Source organism: Mesorhizobium sp. WSM4906 (assembly GCF_029674625.1).
In the GTDB taxonomy this organism is placed as follows: domain Bacteria; phylum Pseudomonadota; class Alphaproteobacteria; order Rhizobiales; family Rhizobiaceae; genus Mesorhizobium.
The window spans coordinates 5,856,784-5,881,850 of sequence record NZ_CP121355.1 but is presented as its reverse complement, the minus strand read 5'-3'; the positions used below and the strand labels follow the sequence as shown (position 1 = coordinate 5,881,850).

Annotated in this window: 23 protein-coding genes; 12 read left to right on the top strand and 11 right to left on the bottom strand. The window is 65.2% G+C overall.

From position 1 onward, the window contains the following. The first annotated feature begins 51 nt into the window (after window positions 1–51). From QAZ22_RS28560 to QAZ22_RS28535, 6 genes are all read left to right on the top strand, one after another. Window positions 52–438 (top strand): DUF983 domain-containing protein, encoded by a 387-nt coding sequence (locus tag QAZ22_RS28560; RefSeq protein WP_278204256.1) that lies wholly within the window; start codon window positions 52–54, stop codon window positions 436–438. Further along, on the top strand, window positions 435–1,190 hold the full coding sequence (locus tag QAZ22_RS28555) for an SURF1 family protein (RefSeq protein ID WP_278204254.1): 756 nt from the start codon (window positions 435–437) through the stop codon (window positions 1,188–1,190). The genes QAZ22_RS28560 and QAZ22_RS28555 overlap by 4 nt, the downstream gene beginning before the upstream one ends. A gap of 75 nt (window positions 1,191–1,265) precedes the next feature. Continuing rightward, window positions 1,266–2,270 carry a 4-hydroxy-3-methylbut-2-enyl diphosphate reductase gene (gene ispH, locus QAZ22_RS28550; protein ID WP_278204252.1) on the top strand — a complete coding sequence of 335 codons (1,005 nt, stop codon included), beginning with the start codon at window positions 1,266–1,268 and terminating at the stop codon, window positions 2,268–2,270. Beyond that, window positions 2,271–3,233, top strand: a complete 963-nt coding sequence (locus QAZ22_RS28545; protein WP_278204250.1) for a homoserine kinase — start codon at window positions 2,271–2,273, stop codon at window positions 3,231–3,233. Next, window positions 3,230–3,760, top strand: a complete 531-nt coding sequence (gene rnhA, locus QAZ22_RS28540; protein WP_278204248.1) for a ribonuclease HI — start codon at window positions 3,230–3,232, stop codon at window positions 3,758–3,760. The genes QAZ22_RS28545 and rnhA overlap by 4 nt, the downstream gene beginning before the upstream one ends. A 33-nt stretch (window positions 3,761–3,793) precedes the next feature. Next, entirely contained in the window at window positions 3,794–4,387 is a 594-nt protein-coding gene (locus tag QAZ22_RS28535) for a histidine phosphatase family protein (protein ID WP_278204246.1), read from the top strand. A 12-nt stretch (window positions 4,388–4,399) separates the two neighbouring features. Here the strand turns inward: QAZ22_RS28535 and QAZ22_RS28530 are convergent, their stop codons facing one another. From QAZ22_RS28530 to QAZ22_RS28520, 3 genes are all read right to left on the bottom strand, one after another. After that, entirely contained in the window at window positions 4,400–4,876 is a 477-nt protein-coding gene (locus tag QAZ22_RS28530) for a DUF2938 domain-containing protein (protein WP_278204244.1), read from the bottom strand. Continuing rightward, a complete protein-coding gene (locus tag QAZ22_RS28525; RefSeq protein WP_278204242.1) occupies window positions 4,876–5,358 on the bottom strand; it encodes a peroxiredoxin in 483 nt (160 codons plus the stop codon). Before QAZ22_RS28525 ends, QAZ22_RS28530 begins: the two co-directional genes overlap by 1 nt. Window positions 5,359–5,445: 87 nt before the next feature. Continuing rightward, the gene (locus QAZ22_RS28520) at window positions 5,446–6,252 is read right to left on the bottom strand and encodes a protein-disulfide reductase DsbD domain-containing protein (RefSeq protein WP_278204240.1); all 807 of its coding nucleotides are present in this window, start codon (window positions 6,250–6,252) and stop codon (window positions 5,446–5,448) included. Window positions 6,253–6,379: 127 nt separating this feature from the next. Here QAZ22_RS28520 and QAZ22_RS28515 point away from each other — a divergent pair, with 127 nt between their 5' ends. Further along, on the top strand, window positions 6,380–6,988 hold the full coding sequence (locus QAZ22_RS28515; protein ID WP_278207973.1) for a YqgE/AlgH family protein: 609 nt from the start codon (window positions 6,380–6,382) through the stop codon (window positions 6,986–6,988). A 238-nt stretch (window positions 6,989–7,226) separates the two neighbouring features. Here the strand turns inward: QAZ22_RS28515 and QAZ22_RS28510 are convergent, their stop codons facing one another. From QAZ22_RS28510 to thrC, 4 genes are all read right to left on the bottom strand, one after another. Beyond that, on the bottom strand, window positions 7,227–10,115 hold the full coding sequence (locus QAZ22_RS28510) for an EAL domain-containing protein (RefSeq protein ID WP_278073287.1): 2,889 nt from the start codon (window positions 10,113–10,115) through the stop codon (window positions 7,227–7,229). Window positions 10,116–10,118: 3 nt separating this feature from the next. Further along, window positions 10,119–10,715, bottom strand: coding sequence for a GNAT family protein (locus QAZ22_RS28505; RefSeq protein WP_278204237.1), 597 nt, complete (start codon window positions 10,713–10,715; stop codon window positions 10,119–10,121). Between the two features lie 118 nt (window positions 10,716–10,833). Beyond that, window positions 10,834–12,126, bottom strand: coding sequence for a pitrilysin family protein (locus QAZ22_RS28500; protein WP_278204235.1), 1,293 nt, complete (start codon window positions 12,124–12,126; stop codon window positions 10,834–10,836). A 14-nt stretch (window positions 12,127–12,140) separates the two neighbouring features. Next, on the bottom strand, window positions 12,141–13,538 hold the full coding sequence (gene thrC / locus QAZ22_RS28495; RefSeq protein WP_278204234.1) for a threonine synthase: 1,398 nt from the start codon (window positions 13,536–13,538) through the stop codon (window positions 12,141–12,143). A gap of 128 nt (window positions 13,539–13,666) precedes the next feature. On the opposite strand from thrC, the gene QAZ22_RS28490 reads away from it, so the two are divergent. Next, entirely contained in the window at window positions 13,667–14,410 is a 744-nt protein-coding gene (locus QAZ22_RS28490) for a hypothetical protein (protein WP_278204232.1), read from the top strand. 32 nt (window positions 14,411–14,442) lie between these two features. Here the strand turns inward: QAZ22_RS28490 and QAZ22_RS28485 are convergent, their stop codons facing one another. Further along, complete coding sequence (locus QAZ22_RS28485; RefSeq protein WP_278204230.1) at window positions 14,443–15,132, bottom strand: HAD family phosphatase; 690 nt, start codon at window positions 15,130–15,132, stop codon at window positions 14,443–14,445. A gap of 173 nt (window positions 15,133–15,305) precedes the next feature. Here QAZ22_RS28485 and QAZ22_RS28480 point away from each other — a divergent pair, with 173 nt between their 5' ends. Next, a complete protein-coding gene (locus QAZ22_RS28480; protein WP_278204228.1) occupies window positions 15,306–16,439 on the top strand; it encodes a site-specific DNA-methyltransferase in 1,134 nt (377 codons plus the stop codon). A 45-nt stretch (window positions 16,440–16,484) separates the two neighbouring features. Here the strand turns inward: QAZ22_RS28480 and QAZ22_RS28475 are convergent, their stop codons facing one another. Further along, on the bottom strand, window positions 16,485–17,096 hold the full coding sequence (locus QAZ22_RS28475) for an HAD family phosphatase (RefSeq protein ID WP_278204226.1): 612 nt from the start codon (window positions 17,094–17,096) through the stop codon (window positions 16,485–16,487). A gap of 10 nt (window positions 17,097–17,106) precedes the next feature. Then, on the bottom strand, window positions 17,107–18,234 hold the full coding sequence (gene mutY / locus QAZ22_RS28470; RefSeq protein WP_278204224.1) for an A/G-specific adenine glycosylase: 1,128 nt from the start codon (window positions 18,232–18,234) through the stop codon (window positions 17,107–17,109). Window positions 18,235–18,266: 32 nt separating this feature from the next. On the opposite strand from mutY, the gene QAZ22_RS28465 reads away from it, so the two are divergent. The 3 genes from QAZ22_RS28465 (at window position 18,267) to smc (ending at window position 23,227) form a co-directional block, all read left to right on the top strand. Next, window positions 18,267–18,767 (top strand): DUF721 domain-containing protein, encoded by a 501-nt coding sequence (locus QAZ22_RS28465; protein WP_278204222.1) that lies wholly within the window; start codon window positions 18,267–18,269, stop codon window positions 18,765–18,767. A gap of 197 nt (window positions 18,768–18,964) precedes the next feature. After that, window positions 18,965–19,708, top strand: coding sequence for a DsbA family protein (locus QAZ22_RS28460; RefSeq protein ID WP_278204220.1), 744 nt, complete (start codon window positions 18,965–18,967; stop codon window positions 19,706–19,708). Between the two features lie 60 nt (window positions 19,709–19,768). Beyond that, window positions 19,769–23,227: a chromosome segregation protein SMC gene (gene smc, locus QAZ22_RS28455; RefSeq protein WP_278204219.1), complete on the top strand. Its 3,459-nt coding sequence runs from the start codon at window positions 19,769–19,771 to the stop codon at window positions 23,225–23,227. Window positions 23,228–23,254: 27 nt separating this feature from the next. Here the strand turns inward: smc and QAZ22_RS28450 are convergent, their stop codons facing one another. Then, complete coding sequence (locus QAZ22_RS28450) at window positions 23,255–24,967, bottom strand: HAD family hydrolase (RefSeq protein ID WP_278204218.1); 1,713 nt, start codon at window positions 24,965–24,967, stop codon at window positions 23,255–23,257. Window positions 24,968–25,067 lie beyond the last annotated feature (100 nt).

The following is a 25,067-nucleotide window of genomic DNA, read 5'->3' as shown; positions in this document are numbered from 1 at the left end:
CGGCGACGTGGCCGCCTTATCTTTTTGAGCGAAAGAGTCTAGGGTGCGGACATGAGCGAAGACAAGGCTATCTGGCCTCCCATCGACCCGGTTTCGGCAGGCATGCACGGCCGGTGCCCGCGCTGCGGCGAAGGCAAGCTGTTCTCCAGCTTCCTCACCGTCGGCAAGCGTTGCCACAATTGCGGCCTCGACTATTCCTTCGCCGATGCCGGCGACGGGCCGGCTGTCTTCGTCATCCTGATCATCGGCTTCATCGTCGTCGGCTTGGCGCTGTGGATGGAAGTGACGCTGAGCCCGCCGCTCTGGCTGCATTTCATATTGTGGATACCGCTGGCGCTGGTGCTGTGCCTGACGGCGCTGCGCCTCATCAAGGGTGTCCTGATCACCCTGCAATATTCGAAGAAGGCCGCGGAAGGCAGGCTGGACAGCGGCCAATGAGCGACGCGACCGGTTCGCCTGCCGGCCGTTCGCGGCCGCGCAACGCATTGCTGCTTGGGCTCGGCCTTGTCCTGTTCGCCGTTCTCCTCGGTCTCGGCACCTGGCAGGTCCAGCGCCTGCACTGGAAGGAAGGACTGCTCGAGACCATCGACAGGCGCACCCATGCGGCGCCGCTGCCGCTGGCTGACGTCGAAAAGGAATTCAGCGCCTCTCATGATGTCGACTACACACCAGTGACGGTGACCGGCACCTTCCTGCACCACGGCGAGCGGCATTTCTTCTCCACCTGGGAAGGCGATACCGGCTTCAACGTCTACACGCCCCTGCGGCTCGAGGATGGCCGCTTCGTGCTCGTCAATCGCGGCTTCGTGCCTTACGACCTCAAGGACCCGGCCAGGCGCCAGCAGGGCGAGGTCGCCGGCAAGGTGACGGTGACCGGGCTTGCCCGCAATCCGCTGCCGGGGAAGCCTTCGATGATGCTGCCCGACAACGATATCGCCAAGAACATCTTCTACTGGAGGGATCGCGATGTCATGGCCTCGACCGCCGGCGTTCCGGCAGGCGCCGTGCTGGTGCCGTTCTTCATCGATGCCGACAAGACGCCGAATCCCGGCGGCCTGCCGGTCGGCGGCGTCACCATCATCGATCTGCCGAACAACCATCTGCAATATGCCGTCACCTGGTACGGCCTGGCGGCCGCCCTTGCCGCCGTGCTGATCCTCAGGCTCCGCCGCCCGGCGAAGGAGGGGTGAGCGCGGCTGCTCTTGACAGGGCGACTGTGCACGCTTCATTTCGCCCCAAGCTTCCGACTGAACCGGCCCGTTTCGATGATTGAGAAAAAGCCACCGCTGACGATCAGGCTTTGCCAGCCGCGCGGCTTTTGCGCCGGTGTTGACCGTGCCATCCAGATCGTCGTGCTGGCGCTGAAGAAATATGGCGCGCCGGTTTATGTCCGCCACGAGATCGTGCACAACCGTTATGTCGTCGAGGGGCTGCAGAGCCTGGGCGCGGTGTTCATCGAGGAGCTCTCCGAGATCCCGCCCGAGCATCGGAAGTCGCCGGTCGTCTTTTCAGCGCATGGCGTGCCGAAATCGGTGCCGGCCGACGCCGAGGCGCGCAATCTCTTCTATCTCGACGCCACCTGTCCGCTGGTGTCCAAGGTGCACAAGCAGGCGATGCGCCACCAGCGGCTCGGTCGGCACGTGCTTTTGATCGGTCATGCCGGCCACCCGGAAGTGATCGGCACGATGGGCCAGCTGCCAGAGGGAGCCGTGACCCTGATCGAGACCGAGGCAGATGCGGCGCGCTTCGTGCCGGCCGATCCGGCAGCGCTTGGCTTCGTCACCCAGACGACGCTGTCGGTGGAGGACACCGCCGGCATCATCCGCGCGCTTCAGGAGCGCTTCCCCGAGCTTCACGCGCCGGCTGCCGAATCGATCTGCTATGCCACCACCAATCGCCAGGAGGCGGTGAAGGAAACGGCGGCAGGCGCCGATCTCTTCCTCGTCGTCGGCGCGCCGAATTCGTCCAACTCGCGGCGCCTTGTCGAAGTTGCGGAACGCGCGGGTGCCGCGATGTCACTTCTCGTACAGCGGGCTGCCGAAATTCCGTGGGATGAGATCGGCGAGATTTCGACGCTAGGCCTGTCGGCCGGCGCTTCGGCGCCGGAAATCATCGTCGACGAGATCATCGACGCGTTCCGGCAGCGCTTCGACGTCACCATCGATCTGGCCATCACGGCCACGGAAACGGAGGATTTTCCGGTGATGCGGGTGTTGCGCGATGTCGAACTGACGGCGGCCGACATGGCCTTCGTCAACGGAGCCGCGTGAATGGCCGTCTACACCGACGTCACCGAAGGCGAGCTCACCACCTTCCTGAAAGCCTATCCGGTGGGCGAGCTTCTGTCCTACAAGGGCATCGCCGAGGGCACCGAGAACTCGAACTTCCTGGTCCACGCTTCTACGGGTTCCTATATCCTGACGCTCTACGAGAAGCGCGTCGACAAGGCCGATCTGCCCTTTTTCCTCGGCCTGATGGGCCATCTGGCGCGAAAGGGCATTTCCTGCCCGCTTCCCGTCACCGCCCATGACGGCACAGTCATCGGCACGCTTGCCGGCCGCCCTGCCGTCATCATCACCTTCCTCGAGGGCCTGTCGCTCAGGCGCCCGACAGCCGCGCATTGCGGCGAGGTCGGCAAGGCGCTGGCCGCGCTCCATCTCGCCGGCCAGGATTTTCCGATGAAGCGGCCGAACGCGCTTGCCATAGACGGCTGGCGCAAGCTCTGGGCCGCCTCGCGCGACCGCGCCGACGAGGTCGAACCGGGGCTGGCGGCCGAGGTCGATGCAGACTTCCTCGACTTCGAGCGCAACTGGCCTGCCGGCCTGCCGCAAGGCATCATCCATGCCGATCTCTTCCCGGACAATGTCTTCTTCCTCGGCGAGAAGCTCTCCGGCCTGATCGACTTCTATTTCGCCTGTGACGACCTCTTTGCCTATGATGTCGCCACCTGCCTCAACGCCTGGTGCTTCGAGAAGGACTTTTCCTTCAACCTCACCAAGGGCGCAGCGCTGCTTGCCGGCTACCAGTCGGTGCGGCCGCTGCAGGCAGACGAGAAGGCGGCGCTGCCCATCCTGGCGCGCGGCTCGGCGCTGCGCTTCATGCTGACCAGGCTCTATGACTGGCTCACCATTCCTGACGGAGGGCTGGTGATGAAGCGCGATCCGACCGAATATATCCGCCGCATGCGTTTCCACCGAGCGATCAAATCCCCCTCAGAATACGGACTGATATGAGCAAGCAAGTCGAGATCTTCACCGACGGCGCCTGCTCCGGCAATCCCGGGCCCGGCGGCTGGGGCGCCGTGCTGCGCTACAATGGTGCGACAAAGGAGCTGTCGGGCGGCGAGGCCGAGACCACCAACAACCGCATGGAGCTGCTTGCCGCCATTACCGCGCTCAATGCGCTGAAGGAACCCTGCACGGTCGACCTCTACACCGACAGCAAATACGTCATGGACGGCATTTCCAAATGGATCCATGGCTGGAAGAAGAACGGCTGGAAGACCGGCGACAAGAAGCCCGTCAAGAACGGTGAGCTCTGGCAGGCGCTCGATGAGGCCAACAGGCGTCACAAGGTCACTTGGCATTGGGTGAAGGGCCATGCCGGCCACCCGGAGAACGAGCGCGCCGACGAGCTGGCGAGGCAAGGCATGGCGCCGTTCAAGAAAGGGCCGGTCAAGCCTGTTGCTGCTTCGCAGCCGGTTGCGCGTGCAAAGCAGCCGTCGGTCGCAAAGGCGCGGCGCTCGACCCAGAGCTATTGATCTCCGCAGCTCTCTGAACGGGGAGTCTTTGTCGTGCCGATCGCCTACTACATCGCGCATCCCCAGGTTCAGATCGACGCCAGCATTCCTGTGCCGGAGTGGGGGCTTTCCGACACCGGCAGAGCGAGAGCCTTTGCGATGCTCGATCAGCCCTGGGTCGGGTCGATCCGCCGCATCGTGTCGTCGGGTGAACGCAAGGCGATCGAGACAGCCGAAATCCTGGCAAAGCATCTCCGTCTTGCGGTCGAGGTCAGGCAACGCATGCATGAGAATGACCGGTCGGCAACCGGTTTCCTGCCGCCGCCCGAATTCGAAGCGGTCGCGGACCGGTTCTTCGCCAATCCGCACGTCAGCGTTCGCGGATGGGAGCGAGCTGTCGATGCCCAAAGTCGTATCGTGGGCGAAGTCGAACTCGTGCTCGGAACCAGCCGAGGCGATGACATCGCTTTCGTCGGCCACGGAGGGGTGGGAACGCTCTTGCTGCTTCATCTCAGCGGACGCGAGATCAGCCGCGAAGCGGATCAGCCGGCAGGCGGCGGCAATTTTTTCGCCTATGATTTGGTTGCGCGACGCGTCATCCACGGATGGCTGCCGATCGACAGGATGGCACCGCACAACGGCATCTAATTATCCGCTGAATCAGCGGATCAGCAGTGCCGTGGAGAACAGGCCGAGAGCGAACACCGTGTGCGACACGAGGTTGAGCGCGCGGACCAGCATCGGGTTGGGCAGTTTGGACGCCGCCCAGCCGGCACCCATGCCGGGCGCCAGCAGGAACCAGCCGGCGCCGACGGTCACGATACCGAGGATGAAGGCCGGCAGGAAGGTCGGCGCGGCAAGCCAGCCCGCTCCCGCAAGCACGACCAGGATGATGCCGTAAAGGATACCGACGAGATAGTGGAACGCCCAGCCCAGCGCCTTCTCATACGCATACGGTATGGCTTTCCCGATGTCGTCGTGGAACACCTTCTCGGGCAGGTGCCGCACCCAGCGGCCGACCAGGCCCCAATTCGGCCGCGGCAGGCCGAACGCCTTGTTGAGCACGATCGCCCAGACATCCATGAAGACCGTGGCGCCGATGCCGATCGCAACGGCGCGCCAGACGATGTCGAGCATCAGAGCTGCTCGAGGATCTTGGCCGCGCCGCTCTCGTCGACACCCGGCTTGGTTTCGATATTGAGCGCCACGACCTTGCCGTCATCGACGATCATCGAAAAGCGCTTCGAGCGCAGCCCCATGCCGTTCGCGGAGAGATCGTTGTCGAGTCCGACCGACTTGGCGAAGTCGCCGCTGCCGTCGGCCAGATACAGGATCTTGCCTTCGCCGCCGGTGAAGCGCGCCCAGGCGCCCATGACATGGACGTCGTTGACCGAGACCACCGCGATGGTGTCGACGCCGCGCGCCAGGATGGCGTCATGGTTCTCGAGATAGCCCGGCAGATGGTTGTTGCTGCAGGTCGGCGTGAAGGCGCCGGGAACGCCGAACAGCACCACCTTCTTGTCGGCGAAGATCTCGGCGCCGGTCATGGGCTTGGCGCCGTCGTCGGTCATCACCTTGAAGGTCGCCTCGGGCAGTTTTTCGCCAACCGAAATGGTCATGGGGTCCTCGCTTTGGGGAGATTGGGAAGGATCGGCGTCTGCGATACCGGACTGAGCGGCTTCCCGCAACCGCCCACCAAATCTGGATCAAGGGAAAGGCAACAATCCGTCGACCGAACCATCGGCGCCGGTCAGCGTATAGTAAAGCCCACCGTCCGTGGGCGTCGCCGACGGTCGGTCGAGGATCGGCACCGTGAACACCAGCTTGCCGTTCCGCTCGCCGCGCAACGGTGCGCCGAACATGTAGTCGCGATCGCCGGCGATGAAGAAATCGACGGAACCCCGATCGCCCGGCGACCGCGCTTCGACGACGAGGGTCTCGTGGTCGCCGGCCAGCACGTGGACGCCGAAATCGGGCCGCGCTGGTGAGGGGAGTGTTGCAAGCGCCGTCTTGACCAGGGCCGCGTCCGCTGCGTTGTCCGGATCGGAGGCGGGATCGACGCTGAGCCGCGTCTGCACCGGAATGCAGATCGTCTCGCAGATGCCGAGGAAGACGTTGGCATCGATGGTCGCCGGCTGGTCGGGCGACGACAGCGTGAAGGTCACCGGCAGCGACACCGGGCGGTCATAGCCCGCCCATTTGCCGTAGCCGTCGTCGTGGCGCCGCGGCGGCGGAAACGACAGCCGCGCATTGGCGATGTTGGTGCTGGCCGAGACGTCGAGTTGCGGCGGCACACCGGAATCGCCCGGGTCGCGCCAGTAGGTTTTCCAGCCGGGCTTCAGCGCAATGTCGAGCACGCCATGGATTTTGCCGGCCTCGTCTGGCTTGCCGCTGGTCACCAGCCGCACCTTGCCGCCTTCGCTGTTGTACCAGGCCGAGGACGAAGCCTCGGCCGGCAGGCCTGCTCCAAGGCCGATGACGGCGCCGAGCGCCACAATGTTCAGGTATCGCATGGCGGTGATTTGATCGCCCGTTCTTGGCCGCGCAATGATTTCATGTTCCCGCCGGTATCATATTTGCGTGACATCCGGCAGCCTCACCATCTTTTCGGCGCGGCGGAAACGCGTTACGCTCAATCTCATGGACTTGTTGCGCTACAAAAAGAAGGCCGCCGGGCGCGGCTTTCTCGATGATCAGTTCCTGATTGCCATGCCGGGCATGAAGGACGATCGTTTCACGCGCTCGGTCATCTATATCTGCGCCCACAGCGACGAGGGCGCGATGGGCCTGATCATCAACCAGACACAGCAGATGCTGTTTCCGGATCTCCTGGTGCAGCTTGGCATCATGAACGAGCAGGAGGCGATCCGCCTGCCGGCGCACGCCCGCGATTTCGTCGTGCGCAATGGCGGGCCGGTCGATCGCAGCCGCGGCTTCGTGCTGCATTCCGGCGACTATCGCGTGGAATCCTCGCTCAACGTCTCCGACGACATCTGCCTGACCGCCACGGTCGACATTCTGCGGGCCATCTCGACGGGCCGGGGGCCGCGTCACGCGTTGATGGCGCTCGGCTATTCCGGCTGGGGCGCCGGCCAGCTCGAAAGCGAGATCGCCGAGAACGGCTGGCTGACTTGCCCGGCGACGACCGAGCTGTTGTTCGACGCCGACATCGAGCGCAAATACGACCGCATCCTCGCCTCGATCGGCATCGATCTCGCCCATCTCAGCGCCGCCGCGGGGCATGCATAGGCGCTGTCGTCATCCTAGGGCGGAGCAAGGAGCGAAGCGACGCGCGCAGACCCTAGGATCCATGCCGTTACATCGACCATGGAATGCAACGGTGCAGAATTCTGAAACGCTTTCAACGCCTTAACGTCACGGAATGGATCCTCGGGTCAAGCCCGAGGATGACGATGCGATGGATGTCACGGCCAATCGCAGAGGGCCTCGCTACTCCACCGGAACAGGCCGCATCAGGCGTACCTGACTAAGCCTGCGTTAGCGGATACTGCTCCCTCAACGTCTTCAGCACCTGGTCGCCGGGCATCGGCGCGCCGAACATGAAGCTCTGGACATATTCGCAGCCCATCTGGCGCAATTCCAGCGCGTCGCTTTCGTCGGAGATGCCTTCGGCGACGACCGACAGACCGAGCTCATGCGCCATGTTGACCATGGATTTGAGCAGCACCGCCCGCTTCGGCGTGGCGTCGTCGACGAAGCTCTTGTCGATCTTGATCGTGTCGAAGGGGAAGCGCGTCAGATAGGAGAGCGAGGAATAGCCGGTGCCGAAATCGTCGAGCGACAGCCCGATGCCGAGCTGCTTCAGCTTGGTCAGCACATGCGCGGTCTGCTCGGGATTGTCCATCACCAGCGACTCGGTGAGCTCCAGCCGGAAGCAGCGCGGCTTCAGGTTGGCTCGAGCGATGACGGAGCGGACGTCGCTGACCAGATCGCGGCGGATGAGCTGGCGGCTCGATAGGTTGACCGAGACCGACAGCGGCGCGTCGCCGATCTGCTTCTGCCACGTCGCCAGATCCTCGGCCGCCTGCTGCATGGCGAACAGGCCGAGCTGAACGATCAGCCCGCAATTCTCGGCCACCGGGATGAAATCCCCTGGCGGGATCATGCCGCGCCGCGGATGGTCCCAGCGCAGCAGCGCCTCGAAGCCGGCGACGCTGCCGTCCTCCAGCCGCACGATCGGCTGGTAGGCAAGCGTGAACTCGCGCCGCTCGATGGCCCTCCGGAGGTCGGACTCGAACTGCAGCCGGTCGGTGCCGACGGTGCGGAAGGCCGGCCGGAACGGCTCGATCCTGTCGCCGCCGAAACGCTTGGCCTGATGCATGGCAAGCTCGGCGTCCTTGACCATGTCCTCGGACGAGGTCTGCGCCGTCGTCCAGGTGATCAGGCCGATCGAGGCGGTCAGCACGATCTCGCGCTTGGCGAAGGTGATCGGATTGTTGATCGCGTGTTTGATGGCATCGGCCATGGCGGCGATGCGGGCTGGATCCTGCTCGGAGAGCAGCATCAGCGCGAACTGGTCGCCGGCAAAGCGCGACAGCGAATCCTTTGGCTTCAGCAGTCTGTGCAGCCGGCGCGCGATGGTCAGCAGGATGGTGTCGCCGGCCGAGATGCCGAGACCGTCATTGACCTGCTTGAAGCGGTCGATGTCGATGACGAAGACGGTCGGGCGCACCTTGTCCTCGGTGCGGGCGATCGAGATGATCGCCTCCAGCCGGTTCATGAACAGCTCGCGGTTGGGCAGGCCGGTGAGGTTGTCGTGCACGGCGTCGTGCAGCAGCCTTTCCTCGGACTTCTTCTGCTCGGTCACGTCGACCATGGTGCCGACGCAACGGATCACCTCGCCGTCAGATCCGATCACCGGACGGGCGCGCAGCGAGAACCAGTGATAGTGGCCGTCGGCACCGCGCAGTCGGAAATTCTGCGCCACCCGGCCGCGGCGGTGCTCCAGCACCACGTCGAGCGTCGTGCGAAAAGTGTCGCGGTCGTCGGCATGCAGCACCGGCAGCCAGTTGCGGGCGGCACCCGACAGGCTGTTGGGAGCAAGGCCGAGCTGCATGCTGATGTCGGGCTTGGTCACGACACGGTCGCGCAGCACGTCCCAGTCCCACACGATGTCGCCCGATCCGGCGACGGCAAGCGCCTGGCGCTCAAGGTCGGAGAACAGGCCCTGGTGCAGCGCGCCGCCGGCAAAGGCGTGCTGCATGACGGTGAAGCCGATCAGGAGGATGATCAGGATCAGGCCGCCGCCCAATGCCGGCTGGGCGATGTCGTTGTCGAGCATGCCGGTGATCGCCATCCACGATCCGCATAGCCACAACAGCACCATCACCCAGCTCGGCACAAGCATGATCGCGCGGTCATAACCACGAATGCCGAGGAAGATAATGAGGCCGAGACCGGTGAGCGCGGTGGCGGCGAACGAGATGCGCGCAATGCCGGCGGCGACCGCCGGATCGACGATGGCTACACCGGCAATCAAGAGCAGCCCGAGGATCCAGACCAGCGCGCCATAGCTGAAATGGCCGTGCCATCGGTTGAGGTTGAGATAGGCGAACAGGAACACCACGAAGGTCGCCGCCAGCGCCACTTCCGTGCCCGCCCGCCACATCTGCTCGTTGCCGGGCGAGATCTCGATGACCTTGTTGAGGAAGCCGAAATCGACGCAGATATAGGCGAGCACCGCCCAGGCGAGAGCGGCTGTGGCCGGGAACATTGAGGTCCCCTTGACCACGAACAGGATGGTCAGGAACAGCGCCAGAAGCCCGGCGATGCCGATGACGATGCCGCGGAACAGCGTGTAGGAATTGACCGAGTCCTTGTAGGATTCAGGTTCCCACAAATAGACCTGGGGCAGCTTCGGCGAGGCGAGCTCGGCCACGAATGTGACCACCGTTCCGGGGTTCAGCGTCACCCGGAAAACGTCTGCGTCCGGGCTGGTCTGGCGGTCGAGCGCGAAGCCTTCGCTGGGCGTGATCGCGGCGATGCGGGTCGAGCCGAGGTCCGGCCAGAAGATGCCGGAATTGACCAGCCGGAAATGCGGCGCGACGATCAGCCGGTCGAGCTGCTGGTCGGTGGTATTGGCGAGCGCGAACACCGCCCAGTCGCCGGTCGAGCGCGCGTCCTTGGCCTCGACCTCGATGCGCCGCACGATGCCGTCGGGGCCGGGCGCGGTCGAGACCTGGAAATTCTCGCCCTGGTTCCGGTAGATCTCGACGGCGCCCGAAAGGTCGAGCGCCTTGTCGTCGCGGGCAATCTTGATCGGCTCGACGGCGAGCGCGGGCGCGGCTGCCGAGAGCGCGACGAAGATCGCCAGGATGAGGGCGAACAGCGACGCGATTCGCGGAAAATTCGTCACATATCAGCCCTTCGTTCCATCGCCCGGCGGATCGTCCGCTATCCGGGCGTAGAGGTAGTGGTCCTGCCAGATGCCGTTGATCCTGAGATAGGATCGCAGAAGTCCTTCGCGCCGGAATCCGGCTTTTTCAAGCACGCGGATCGACCGGGCGTTGTCGGGAATACAGGCAGCCTCGATCCGGTGCAACCTCAGCGTATCGAAGGCAAAACGCGACACCAGCTTGACCGCGTCGGTCATCAGGCCACGGCCGCCGAAGCGCTCGCCGATCCAGTAGCCGATATGGCCGCTTTGGGCGACGCCGTGGCGGATATTGCCGAGCGTGATGCCGCCGGCGAGCTTGCCGCTCGACTTCTCGAAGATGAAGAAAGCGATGGCCGTGCCTTGCGCATAGTCCTCGCGGTAGCGGCTGATGCGCATCCGCCAGGCGGTGCGGTCGAGCTCGTCCGGCTGCCAGCGCGGCTCCCATGGCTCCAGGAAGGCGCGGCTTTCGCCGCGCAGCGCCGACCACTCGCGGTAGTCGTTGGTCAGCGGCACGCGCAGCGTGACCTTTTCGCCCTTCAGTGCCGGCAGGTCGCGGCGAAAGAAAGGGAGCGCGAACACGGCTCTGGAACTAAGCAGATATTCGTGGGATGCCCCACGAATATCTGCTTAGATTCCCTGGTTTCTCGCAGGTTTTGAGCGCAAAACCGTGGAACACTTTTGCGAAACCTGCTTAGGGTTAGACGGCGAGCCTGCGGGCCGTCGTCTGCGGGCCAGCAAGCGATTCGAGGATCGCCTCGTAGGGCGCCAGCGTGCCCACGGGGCCGACCGCCGTCAGCGTCGGCTTGGTCGAGAACAGCCGCGAGGAGAGGTCGGTCAGCCGCTCGACGGTCAGCGCCGCCAGCCGTTCCATCAGCTCCTCCTTGGCGATCGGCCGGCCGAACAGAAGCAACTGCCTGGCGATCTGCGAGGCGCGGCTTGCCGGGCTTTCCGCCGACATGATGAGGCCGGCGCGATATTGCGCGCGTGCGCGGTCGAGCTCATCCTGCTGGATGCTCTCGCCGGCTTTCTGCAACTCGTCGATGATGACCGGCACCAGCTTGGCGATGTCGCTCTGCCCGGTCGCGGCATGCACGCCGAAAATACCGGTGTCTGAGAAGCCCCAATGGAAGGCATAGACCGAATAGCACAGGCCGCGCTTCTCGCGCACTTCCTGGAACAGCCTCGACGACATGCCGCCGCCCAGGATCATCGACAGCACCTGCGAGGCGTAGAAGTCGCGCACGTGGTAGGCGCGGCCCTCGAAGCCGAGCACGATCTGCGCGTCCATCAGGTCGCGGTCCTCGCGGAAGTCGCCGCCGACATATTGCGCATATTGCGGGATGTTGCTGGTAGCCTTGGCGCGGAAGCCGCCGAGCTGTTTTTCCACCTCGCGCACGAAATTGTCGTGCTTGATGTCGCCGGCGGCCACGATCACCATGCGCTCGGCTCCATACTGCCGTTCGATGAAGTCGTGCAACTGCCTGGAGGTGAAGGATTTGACCGTCTCCGGCGTGCCGAGGATCGAGCGGCCGATGGTCTGGTGGCGGAAGGCGGTTTCGGTGAAACGGTCGAAGACGATGTCGTCGGGCGTGTCGTGCGCGGCGCCGATCTCCTGCAGGATCACATGCTGCTCGCGCTCCAGCTCCTCGGGGTCGAATTCAGACTCCTGCAGGATGTCGGCCAGGATGTCGACCGCCAGCGGCACGTCGTCGGAGAGCACCCTGGCATAGTAGGACGTCGTCTCGACGCTGGTGGCGGCATTGATCTCGCCGCCGACATTCTCGATTTCCGAGGCGATCTGGAAGGCGCTGCGCCGCTTGGTTCCCTTGAACGCCATGTGCTCGAGCAGATGGGCCATGCCATGCTCTTCGTCGCGTTCATTGCGGGCGCCCGACTTCACCCAGGCGCCAAGGGCAACGGATTCGAGGCTTGGAAGGGTTTCGGTGGCGACCGTCAGGCCGTTCGACAGACGGCTTACCTCAACACCCATATGGCAACTACTCCCTAACGGGCCGCCCGCGTGTGGCGGCTCACGTAATCTTCCACCATTTTCAGCTCGGATGGAAGTATGGTGTACTTTTCGTCGGCTGTCATCAAGTCACCCAGCCACGAGGGGAGCGCCGGGGTAACGCCGCTGGCGGCCTGGACCGCCGCCGGGAACTTCGCCGGATGCGCGGTGCCGAGCACCACCATCGGCACTGCGCCCGAGGCGTGGGCGGCCGCCACATGCGCGGCGGCGGCCGTGTGCGGATCGATGAGATAGCTGCTCCGCTCAAGCGTCTTGCGGATGGTCGCGGCGACCTCCTTGACGCTGGCGCGGCCAGCGTCGAATTCGGCGCGGATGCGCGCCAGTTCGTCCGCTTCGATGGTGAAGGCGCCGGATTGCTTCAGCCCGTTCATGTAGCGCCTGACCGTCGCGGCATCGCGGTCTGATGCCTCGAACAGCAGGCGCTCGAAGTTCGACGACACCTGGATGTCCATCGACGGCGAAGTGGTGGCGAACACGCCCATGGTGCGGTATTCGCCGCTCGAAAGCGTGCGCGCCAGAATGTCGTTGTCGTTGGTGGCAATGATCAGCCGTTCGACCGGCAGCCCCATGCGCTTGGCGGCGTAACCAGCGAAAATATCGCCGAAATTGCCGGTCGGCACGGTGAAGGACACCGGCCGGTCGGGCGCGCCGAGCGACAGCGCCGACGAGAAATAATAGACGATCTGGGCCATGATGCGGGCCCAGTTGATCGAATTGACGCCCGACAGCGACACACGGTCGCGGAAGCCGTGGTCGTTGAACATGTCCTTCACCAGGCCCTGGCAATCGTCGAAATTGCCTTCGATCGACAGCGCATGGACATTGGCGGCCCTGGAGGTCGTCATCTGCCGCTGCTGCACCGGCGAGACCTTGCCGTGCGGGAAAAGGACGAAGATGTCGGTGCGGTCGCGGCCGGCAAAAGCGTCTATCGCAGCCCCGCCGGTATCGCCCGAGGTCGCGCCGACGATGGTGGCGCGCTTGCCCCGCTCGGCAAGCACATGGTCCATCAGCCGCGCGAGCAGCTGCATCGCCACGTCCTTGAAGGCGAGCGTCGGGCCGTGGAAGAGTTCGAGGACGAAGCTGTTGGTGCCGGTCTGCACCAACGGGCAGACCGCCTCGTGGCGGAAAGTCGCATAGGCTTCGCGCACCAGCCGCTCGAAGACGGGCGCGGAGATCTCGCCGCCGAGGAAGGGCGTCAAGACGCGGATGGCAAGATCGGGATAGGCAAGACCGCGCATGGCGCGGATGTCGGCGGCCGAGAACTGCGGCCATTCGCGCGGTACGTAAAGCCCGCCGTCGCGTGCCAGCCCGGCCAGCACCGCGTCGGAAAATCCAAGCACGGGCGCATCCCCGCGGGTACTCACATATTGCATCGTCAAAGGCCCATCGTTGCCGGCCGCATCATCCACGGCAAATTGGTTAATTTTCCGAGCCGGCTCAGTCGCATTTTCGCCGCGGCGTTGATATACGTCACCGGCTTTGTGAGAGGGAAGTGCAGTTCATGGCGTTTTATTCGGTCAACCGTCGTCTTGTCGCGGGTCTGGCGCTAACCGGCTTTATGCTTGCCGCCGCAGGCTGCCAATCGAGCGACAATGGCATTCTGAACTTCGGTCTCGGCAAGAAGGACCCGACGGCGCCGCCACCGCCGCAGGACCCGAAAGTGCTTGCCAGCCAGCTGCGCGCCTACTGCCCGAAGGTGACGCTGCGCGACGGCACCGCCTTCTTCAACACCTACGCCAAGGGTACGGCCGCCAAGCCGAAGAAAAAGAAGGCTGACGCCGCGGCCGATGCCGAGGCTGCGGCCGCCGCGGCGGCGCAGACCGGCCCCGACGGTCAGCCGGTCGACCCCAATCGCGATCCCGCCAAGATCATCTACCAGGCCTCGATCACCGACGTGACGCGCGACTGCACGCACGAAAACGGCCAGCTGACGATGAAGATCGCCGTCGCCGGCAAGGTCGTGCCGGGGCCGCTGTTTGCGCCCGGTACCGTCACCATGCCGATCCGCGTCGCGGTCCAGCACGGGCCAGACGTGCTCTATTCGCAGCTTCATCAGTATCAGGTGCAGGTCACCGATCCTTCGGCCGCCACGCAGTTCGTCTTCACCGACGCCAATGTCGTGGTGCCGGAGCCCAGTGCGACCGACTATCAGGCCTATGCCGGCTACGACGAAAACGCGCCTGCCGCGGCGGACAAGTCGAAAGGCAAGCGGAAGAAGCGCGTCGCCGCGGCTGCGACGAACTAGCCAGGGGTGTTGGCTAGAGTTTCCAGCGAACCCTAGGCGTCTTCCGACCACTCCGACAGCGCCGCGATCGTGCTGCCGAGTTCCGCGAAGCGGCGGATGACCGTTTCGGCGCCGGCCTCGGTCAGCGCGTCGGCGTGGCCGGGATAGCTGTGTCCGGCGCCGGTAAAGCCGATGACGCGCATGCCTGCCGCCCGGGCGCCGGTGATGCCGTGCACGGAATCCTCGATGACGAAGGTGTTCTTCGGGTTCGCGCCGAGCTGTTCGGCTGCGAACAGGAACACGTCCGGCGCCGGCTTGGTCTTCTTGCTCGGGATGTCGAGGCCCGAAAAGATGCGGCCGGCGAAGAAAGGCAGCAGGCGCACCTTGTCGAGCATGAACTCGATCCGTTCCTTGCGCGAATTGGAGCAGACGGCGCGCGGCGCGGTGACGGCAGCCACCGCCTCGCGGGCGCCGTCGATGACGCGCACGTCGCTGCGCAGCTTGCGGTCGACGAGCTCCTCGGCGCGGTCGATCAGCGAGGCCTGGAACGGGATGTGGGACTTCTCTTCGAGCCGCAGCATGATGTCCTTGAAGGTCAGCCCGGCATAGGTCTCGAAAATCTCCTCCGCCGAGATCTCGAACCCGGCCGACGTCAGAAGCTCGGCCTCGACGCGCGCGGCGACGATTTCGGAATCGACGAGCACGCCGTCGCAATCGAAGATGACAAGGTCTGGCTGTGGCATGGCAATCCGAAGCGTGAAAGGAATGGCCTGGCTGGCCTCAGGCGGCGCGGCATACACCAATGGGCCGGTCTTCGCAAACCGCCGGGGCGGGCTCGCCCGGCCTTCACCGAATGTTTACGCTGATCGGTAACCATAACAGGCAGTAAACCGTAACGCGTGCCTTGGGTGTTTTGATGTCTGCCGTGCGTCTTCTCGACGAGCTTTCCCACACTCCCCTTAAGTCCGAATGGCTGGACACGATCCTGAAGGGCGACTGCGTCGCCGCCCTCGACCGGCTGCCGGAAAAGTCGATCGACGTCATCTTCGCCGACCCGCCCTACAATCTGCAGCTCGACGGCGACCTGCACCGGCCCGACCAGTCCAAGGTCGACGCCGTCGACGACGACTGGGACCAGTTCGAGAGCTTTGAGGCCTACGACGCCTTCACCCGCGCCTGGCTGCTGGCGGCGCGCCGGGTGCTGAAGCCCAACGGCACCATCTGGGTCATCGGCTCCTACCACAATATCTTCCGCGTCGGCGCCCGCATGCAGGATCTCGGTTTCTGGATCCTGAACGACGTCGTCTGGCGCAAGACCAACCCGATGCCGAACTTCCGCGGCCGCCGCTTCCAGAACGCGCACGAGACGATGATCTGGGCCTCGCGCGACCAGAAGGCCAAGGGCTACACCTTCAACTACGAAGCGCTGAAGGCCTCGAACGACGATTTGCAGATGCGCTCCGACTGGCTGTTCCCGATCTGCACCGGCGCCGAGCGCCTGAAGGACGACAACGGCAACAAATTGCATCCGACGCAGAAGCCCGAAGCGCTGCTTGCCCGCATCATGATGGCCTCGACCAAGCCGGGCGACGTCGTGCTCGATCCCTTCTTCGGCTCGGGCACCACCGGCGCCGTCGCCAAACGCCTCGGCCGCCACTTCGTCGGCATCGAGCGCGAGCAGGCCTATATCGACGCCGCCAACGAGCGCATCGCGGCCGTTAACCCGCTGGATGGCGCCGACCTCACCGTGCTTTCCGGCAAGCGCGCCGAGCCGCGCGTCGCCTTCATCAGCCTGCTCGACACCGGCCTGGTGGCGCCGGGCGCCACGCTCTACGACGCCAAGAAGCGGTGGGCTGCCAAGGTGCGCGCCGACGGCACGCTGGCGATCGGCGACAGCGCCGGCTCCATCCACAAGATCGGCGCCGAGGTGCAGGGGCTCGATGCCTGCAACGGCTGGACCTTCTGGCACTATGAGCGCAGCGGCGGCCTCACCCCGATCGATGAGCTGCGCCGCATCGCACGCCTCGGCATGGAGCGGGCAGGGGGCTGATCTACCTGTATCGAAACCTTAACGGACCGCCGCAAGCGATTCGGTTCAAGCCGCAATCCCGAGCCGCTCGAGGTCCGCTTTAAGCGCGTTGGCGTCGGTGAACAGCACTGCCTGCCAGCCGGCGGCCTTGGCGCCGTCGACATTCTTCTGGCTGTCGTCGATGAACAGCGTGGCGGCCGGCTCCAGGCCAAACGATGCGACGTGATGGTCGTAGATGGCCTGGTCCGGCTTGATCAGGCCGATCTCGCCCGAGACGGTGACGCCACGCGGGCGGTCGAGGAAACCGAAACGCTGGCGGGCTTCGGTGAAAGTGTCGGCGGCGAAATTGGTCAGCATCGTCACGTCGCGGCCGCTTTCGATCAGGCCGACCATGATGGCGACACTGTCGTCATAGGCATGCGGCACCATGTCGTGCCAGTGGCGGCGGAAATTGCGGATGTTCTCGGCGTGATCGGGATGCTCGGCCATCAAGAGCGCCTCGGCCTCTTCCCATGTCCGCCCGCGGTCCTGCTCGATGTTCCACTCGCTGGTGCAGACATGGTCGAAGAACCATTTCCGTTCGTCCGCATCGGGGATGAGGCGGCTGAACGCAAGGTTCGGATCGTAGTGGATCAGCACTCTGCCGATGTCGAACACGATGTGGCGGATTTCGGTCATTGCGGTCCTTTCAATGCGGGCGCTGCGGGCGTTGCTTTTTGGTCGCGCCCGGTATCGCCGCCTCGATTACCTTTTTCATGACGGTTGGCAGCGCCTCCCCGGAAATTTCATGGGCCAGCGACCAGAAATGCCCGTTAGGTGCGTCACCTTCGATGTGGGCATGAAAGACTTCGAGTTCGAGCGCGAAATGCGTGAAGACATGGCCGATCCGCCCGGCGCGCCGCCAGTCGGCCGGGAAAGGTGCGGCATCTTCCGTGGTCGCCCCATCGACCCGCGCCGTCCAGGCCGTCGTCGGCACCTCGGTCATGCCGCCGAGCAGGCCCTTGTCCGGCCGCTTGCGCAGCAGGATGGCGCCGTCGTCGCGCTCGGCGACGAAGGCGGCGCCTCGCCGGAGCGGCTTGTCGTCCTTTGGCAGCCGGACGGGGAAGCGTTCAGGATCGCCCGCGAGAATGGCGCTGCAATCCTCGCGTACCGGGCACAGCATGCAGCGCGGCCGCCGCGGCGTGCAGATCGTCGCGCCAAGGTCCATCATGGCCTGCGCAAAGTCGCCGGGCCTCGCCTGCGGCACCAGTTTCTCGACCAGCGTGCGGATCTCGGGCTTGGCCTCGCTGAGCGGCGTCTCGATCGAATAGAGCCGCGAAATGACGCGCTCGACATTGCCGTCGACGACGGCCGCCGGACGGTCGAAGGCGATAGCCGCGATGGCCGCCGCCGTGTAGGCGCCGATACCCGGCAATGCCTTCAGGCCGGCCTCGGTGTCGGGAAAGCGGCCGCCCTGCCGCGTCACGAGATCGGCGCAGGCTTTGAGATTGCGCGCCCTGGAATAGTAGCCGAGCCCGGCCCAGGCCTTCATGACGTCTTCGGCGGGCGCGGCGGCCAGCGCCTCGACGGTCGGCCATTTCTCCGTGAAAGTCCGGAAATAGGCCTTCACCGCCTCGACCGTGGTCTGCTGCAGCATGACCTCGGAGAGCCAGATGCGATACGGGTCGGGCCTTGCCCCGCGCGCGAACGCGTCCGGCGTCACGCGCCAGGGCAGGTCGCGGTGATGCGCGTCATACCAGGCAAGCAGGCGGGCGGCGATGCTGCTATCTCCGGATGCGACCTTCACGGCCTTGCGGGTCTGGTCTTGCGGTGCCATTGATCGGGTGAGCTGGGGATCGGAGAACGCACATGGCAGGGAAAAAGCCCTTCGGCAATCCCGTTCCGGTGAGCGATCTCGCAACCGAGATCCTCGATCCGGTGCTGAGGAAGCGCGCCGGCATATCGATCGGACTGGTGCAATCCTGGGAGGAGATCGCCGGGCCGCGCCTGGCCAGCCACTCGCGCCCGGAAAAAATCCAGTGGCCGCGCCGCTTGCACGAAGACGATCCGTTCGAGCCGGCGGTGCTGATCGTCGCCTGCGAAGGCATGGCGGCGCTGCATCTGCAGCATGAGGCCGGCGAGGTCATCAACCGTGTCAACGCTTTTCTGGGCTTCAACGCCATCGGCCGCATCAAGATCCTGCAGAAGCCGGTCCTTTCGGCAAAAGCCCGTCCGAAACCGGCGCCGAGGCCGCTCAGCGAGGCCGAGAAATCGAAGCTGGCGCGCACGGTCGGCAAGATCGAGGACAATGGCCTGCGCGCTTCGCTCGAGCGGCTTGGAGCAACCATCATAGGACAAAAAAGGCCTTGAGCATGTCTCCCGAACATGCGCAACGGTCTCGGGAAGAGACATGCGGCGTGCTGCAAAATTGTCGTCAATGTCGCGTATTCGTGATCGCGCCCGAAAAATTGGCGATTGGATTGGGGACGGCGATGCCTTAATTCGCGCCAACTCTCGCCTTTTCTAGCCCTTGCATTGCAAAATCCAACCGATATCAGGTGATTCGCATGAACCGTGCCCCTTTTGGCAAAAGCTTGTCCCGCAGGAACCTTCTGACCACGCTGGCTGCCATTCCGGCTGTGGCGCTGCTTGCCGCATGCAGCGACTCGGGCGAGGAGGCGAAGGCGGCCAATGTGAAACCCGCCGACCCGTCGACGCCTGCCAAGCCGGCAACGCCGGCGGCCGCGCAGGTGCCGGAAGCGCAGGGCATGGTCGACATGGCGGAACTGCTCAAGCCCGGCGCTTTGCCGGACAAGCAGCTCGGCAAGGACGACGCCAAGGTCACTATCGTCGAATATGCGTCGATGACCTGCCCGCATTGCGCGCATTTCAACGATGCCACCTTCCCTCAGTTGAAGTCGAAATATATCGACACGGGCAAGGTGCGCTACATCCTGCGCGAATTCCCCTTCGACCCGAGCGCCGAAGCCGGCTTCATGCTGGCGCGCTGCGCCAAGGACAACTACTTCGCCATGGTCGACGTGCTGTTCAAGCAGCAGCCGAGCTGGGTCGGCGTCAGCAATACCAAGGAAGCGCTGCTGCAGATCTCCAAGCTCGCCGGTTTTACACAGGAGTCCTTTGAGGCCTGCTTGACGGACCAGAAACTTCTGGACGATGTGAGAGCTGTCCAGAAACGCGGAGCGGACGAGTTCAAGGTCGACTCGACGCCGACCTTCTTCATCAACGGAAAGACCTACAAAGGGGCGATGTCGATTGAGGAAATGTCGGCCATCATCGACCCTCTGCTCTGACGTCCAGGCCGCGCCGAAGCAATCGCACCTCGGCGTTCTAGGCTCTGCGGGGCGGCGCGAATGAAATTTTCGCGCCTTCGCCTCCTCGGTTTCAAGTCCTTCGTCGAGCCTGGCGAGTTCGTCATCGAACGCGGGCTGACCGGCATCGTCGGGCCGAACGGCTGCGGCAAGTCGAACCTTGTCGAGGCGCTGCGCTGGGTGATGGGCGAAAGCTCCTACAAGAACATGCGCGCGTCCGGCATGGACGACGTGATCTTTTCCGGCTCCGGCGCACGGCCGGCGCGCAACACCGCCGAAGTCACGCTTTTCCTCGACAACAGCGACCGCACCGCGCCCGCCGCCTTCAACGATGCCGACGAACTGCAGGTGTCGCGCCGCATCGAGCGCGAGGCGGGCTCGCTCTACCGCATCAACGGCAAGGAAGCCCGCGCCAAGGATGTGCAGCTGCTCTTCGCCGACCAGTCGACCGGCGCGCGCTCGCCCTCCATGGTCGGGCAGGGCCGCATCGGCGAGCTGATCCAGGCCAAGCCCCAGGCCCGCCGCGCCCTTCTCGAAGAGGCTGCCGGCATTTCCGGCCTGCACACGCGCCGGCACGAGGCCGAGCTCAGGCTGAAGGCAGCCGAGCAGAACCTCGAACGGCTGGACGACGTCGTCGGCGAGCTGGAAAGCCAGATCGAAAGCCTGAAGCGCCAGGCGCGGCAGGCTTCCCGCTTCAAGAACCTGTCGGCCGATATCCGCAAGGCCGAGGCGACGCTCTTGCATCTGCGCTGGACGCTGGCCAAGACCCAGGAAGGCGAGGCGCGTTCGGCCCTTGCCGTAGCCACCACGCTGGTCGGCGATCGCGCCGCCGCCCAGATGGCGGCTGCCAGGGAGCAGGGCATCGCCGCACACCGGCTGCCCGACCTGCGCGACGCCGAAGCCGCCGCGGCGGCCGCCTTCCAGCGCCTCTCGATCGCCAAGACGCAGATCGAGGAGGAAGCCGGCCGCATCCGCTCGCGCCAGGCGGAGCTCGAACGCCGGCTGCAGCAGCTCGACGCCGACATCGCCCGCGAGGAGCGGATGGTGCGCGACAACGCCGACATCCTGGAGCGTCTGCGCACCGAGGAAGCCGAGCTCAATTCGGAAAATGCGGGTGCCGCCGAGCGCGAGGCCACGACGCGCGCCGTCTTCGAGCAGGCCGGCGCGACGCTGTCGCAAAGCGAAGCGAAACTTGCCGCGCTGACCGCCGAGCGCGCCGAGGCCGCCGCCTCGCGCCATCAGATCGAGCGCACGCTGCGCGAGACCGCCGAGCGCCGCGACCGCTTCGCCCGCCAGCTTGCCGAGGTCGACCGCGAGCTTTCCGATATCGTCGCGCGCATTTCCGGCCTGCCCGATCCGGCCGAGAAGCGGCTGCTGGTCGAGGATGCGCTCGCCCGTCTCGAAGAGAGCGAGCAAGGCGCCATCGGCGCCGAGCAGGCGGTCGCCGAGGCCCGCGCCGCCGAAAGCGCCGCACGGCCGCCGTTGCAGGATGCCAAGGCGGAATTGCAGCGCATCGAGACGGAAGCGCGCACGCTGGCCAAGATCCTCAACGCCGCGAGCGGCGACCTTTTCCCTTCGGTGCTGGAGCAGATCAGCGTCGAGCGCGGCTACGAGACGGCATTGGGCGCCGCGCTCGGCGAGGACCTCGACGTGCCGCTCGACCGCAGCGCCCCGGTGCACTGGGGCGAGAGCGCGATCCAGCCCGCCGATGCGGCATTGCCGGAGGGCGTGAAGAGCCTGGCGAGTGTGGTGCGCGCGCCGGCGCAGCTTGCCCGCCGCCTGGCGCAGATCGGCATCGTCGATGCCGCCGACGGCCGCCGTCTCCAGGCGCTGCTCGCGCCCGGCCAGCGGCTGGTCAGCCGTGACGGCGCGCTCTGGCGTTGGGACGGATTGACGGCCAGCGCCGACGCCCCGACCGCCGCCGCGCAGCGACTGGCGCAGAAAAACCGCCTGGCCGAGCTCGATGCCGAGGCAGTGCAGGCGACCCGCGTCGTGCGCGAGGCCGAAGAGGCGCTGGCGCGCGCCGAGCAGGCGATGCGCCAGACAAGCGAGGCCGAGCGCAACGCGCGCCAGGCCGGCCGTGACGCACAGCACGGATTGGATGCCGCCCGCAACGCGCTGGCCGAAGCCGAGAAGGCCGGCGGCGAGCTGGCAAGCCGCCGCGCCGCACTCGACGAGGCGCGCGCGCGCATCGTCGACAGCCATGAGGAAACGCAAGCCGCTTTCCTCGAAGCCGAGGAGATGCTGAAGGACGCGCCCGACCTCGGCAACCTGCAGCTGCAGCTCGAACAGGCTTCCGCCAATGTCGCGCGCGACCGTGCCACGCTCGCCGACGCGCGCGCCGTGCATGAAGGATTGCGGCGCGAGGCCGAAGCGCGCATGCGCCGGCTCGACGCCATCGGTCTCGAGCGCAAGAACTGGCTGGAGCGGGCCGAAAACGCCTCGACGCAGATCGCCGCTCTCGGCGAGCGCAAGGCGGAAGCCGAGGCCGAGCGCGAGAGGCTGGCCGACGCTCCGGACGAGATCGACGCCAAGCGCCGCGCGCTCTTGACGCAGCTCTCCGAAGCCGAGGCGCTGCGCCAGGCGGCCGGCGACCGCCTGCAGGAGGCGGAGACCAAGCAGGCCGAGCTCGACAAGGCGGCGACCGCCGCCATCCAGCCGCTTGCCGAGGCGCGCGAGACCCGCGTCCGCGCCGAGGAGCGGCTGACCGCGGCCGACGAGCGGCGCGCCGAGGTCGAGGCGCGCATCCAGGAAGCGCTGAACACGCCGCCGCATCTCGTCATCAAGCATACCGGGCTCGAGACCGACGATCCGATGCCCGACATGGCCGAGGTCGAGCGCCAGCTCGACCGGCTGAAGATCGAGCGCGAGCGGCTCGGCGCCGTCAATCTGCGCGCCGAGGAAGAGCAGAGGGAGCTGTCCGAGCGTCTGGAAACCATCGTTTCCGAGCGCGAGGACATCATCGAGGCCATCCGCAAGCTGCGCCAGGCGATCCAGAACCTCAACCGCGAGGGCCGCGAGCGGCTGCTTTCGGCCTTCGAGGTCGTCAACGGCCATTTCCAGCGGCTGTTCTCGCATCTGTTCGGCGGCGGCACCGCCGAACTGCAGCTGATCGAATCGGAAGATCCGCTGGAGGCGGGGCTCGAAATCCTCGCCCGCCCGCCCGGCAAGAAGCCGCAGACCATGACGCTGCTTTCCGGCGGCGAGCAGGCGCTGACGGCGATGTCGCTGATCTTTGCAGTGTTCCTCACCAATCCTGCGCCGATCTGCGTGCTCGACGAGGTCGACGCGCCGCTCGACGACCACAATGTCGAGCGCTTCTGCAATCTGATGGAAGAGATGGCGAAGACCACCGAGACGCGCTTCGTCATCATCACCCACAACCCGATCACCATGGCGCGCATGGACCGGCTGTTCGGCGTCACCATGGCCGAGCAGGGTGTCAGCCAGCTGGTTTCGGTCGACCTGCAGGCGGCCGAAGCGATGCGCGAGGCGAGCTGAGGCAGCTGGCCGCCCGTATCGACCAAACTACTTTTCCGGCGCGGTCGCCGGCGCGGTGTAGCGACGGCGCACCGCCTCAAGCACCAGCTTGCGGCTCTCCTCGGGTGACAGACGCTTGTCCTTCTCGGCCTCGGCCGTCTCGCGCGCCAGGTCCTTGTCCCTGATTTGTTGGCGGAACCATTTGGAATAATCGCCGGCGCGCAGGTGGTATTCCCAGGTCTCGTCGTCGATGCCTTCCGCCATTTGGGCGAAGATGATCAGATTGTGGGCTCTGAGATTCATCGCCTTTTTCGGCCCGGTGAAATAGAAGCTGCCCGCCTCGTCGAGCTCGCCTTCGGCATATTTGCGGCTGTGCCGCTTCAGCGATTGGTCGGGTTCGATCGGCTTGACGGTGAAAGGCTTCTTGTCGTCCCGCGGCCGCCACAGCAGCACCCGATCGCCCTTGGGCGTGGGGATGCTCCTGGGCACCTCCAGCCCGGCCTCCTTGCAGAAGGTCTTGATGACGCCCTTCGCCTTCGGACCGAGCGCGATGACTACCGTCACCAGCCGCAGGACACCCGTCGAGATCGCCTCCGGATGCACGGTGATCAGCACCGTGCCGGGCAGCTCCAGCGAAAGCACTGCGCGCGTATCCTCACGCTTCTTGGGCAAGAGGTGATGCGCCTCGTCGATGATCAGCCAGTTCGGCCTTGCCGTGCGATAGCGGACGTTGCCGAGGCCGGGCAGCAATTCGGCAAAGAAATCGGGCCGCTCGTCGACCTGCAGCGCCAGCCCGTTGACCACGATATTGGTGCCCGGCTTGTCGATCAGCTCCAGCAATTGGTCCTTGCTCGGCGGGCTTGAAGCGTCGCCGAGAGGCACCGCGCCCTGCAGTCCGTCATAGTCGCCTTCCGGATCGAAGATGCAGAATTGCAGACCTTTTTCGACAAGCCGCTCGGTCAGCGCCGTGGCCAATGTGGATTTTCCGATGCCGGAGCTTCCGGCGATCAGAACCGTCGCGACGGGCGACAGATAAACCTTCTTGCCGTGGGCGGTTCCCAAAAGGATGCCGCGCGAGCGTTTGCGCACGATCAGATGGTCGAGCTTGATCAGCTTGCGGATCAGGTCCTCGACGCCCTTGCCGCGCGCGCCTTTCGTGACGAGGTCGGCTGTCTCCTTCACCGACGGCAAGGCATTGGCGACTGCCACGCTCAAGCCCGCCGCCCTGAGGAAGGCGTGGTCGTTTTCGGCATCGCCGACAGCCACCACATTGTTCGGCGACAGCCTGAGATCGGCTAGCGCCGCCGCGAGCCCGGTCGCCTTGTTGATGCCCGAGGGCAGGATCATCACCGCGCCCTTGTTGAAGATGATTTCCAGCTCCAGTCCGAGCTTCTTGATGACGTCGAGCACAGTGGCCTGGTGCGGTTCCCAGGTGGCGACGATCGAGCGGCCGACCGAGAGCGGCTTGACGCCGCGTTTCTTCAGCCTGTTGACCAGGTCGGTGGAAGGGGAGGGAGAAATGGTGCGCTCTTCTTCGCTCGCCGGCGTGTAGATCAGCGCGCCGTTTTCGGCGACGACCTTGTCGAACAGGCCGATCTCGCGAAACGATTCCTTCAGATCGGACAGTTCGCGGCCGGTGACCAGGATGAGCTTGCGGCCGGACCGCTTCAGCTTTTCCAGCGCCGAGAGCGTGCTTGCGGCAACCAGGCCGTTATGCGCCAGCGTGCCATCGTAATCGGTGGCCAATGCCATGAAATACATCGGGTGATCCTCTCCGCTGGCGGTTCGCTCGGTCCTCTCGAACGAACAACGTCTGTCGGCGGAAAAGGTTTAGCCCGGCGTCTTGCCTCGCAACGATCGG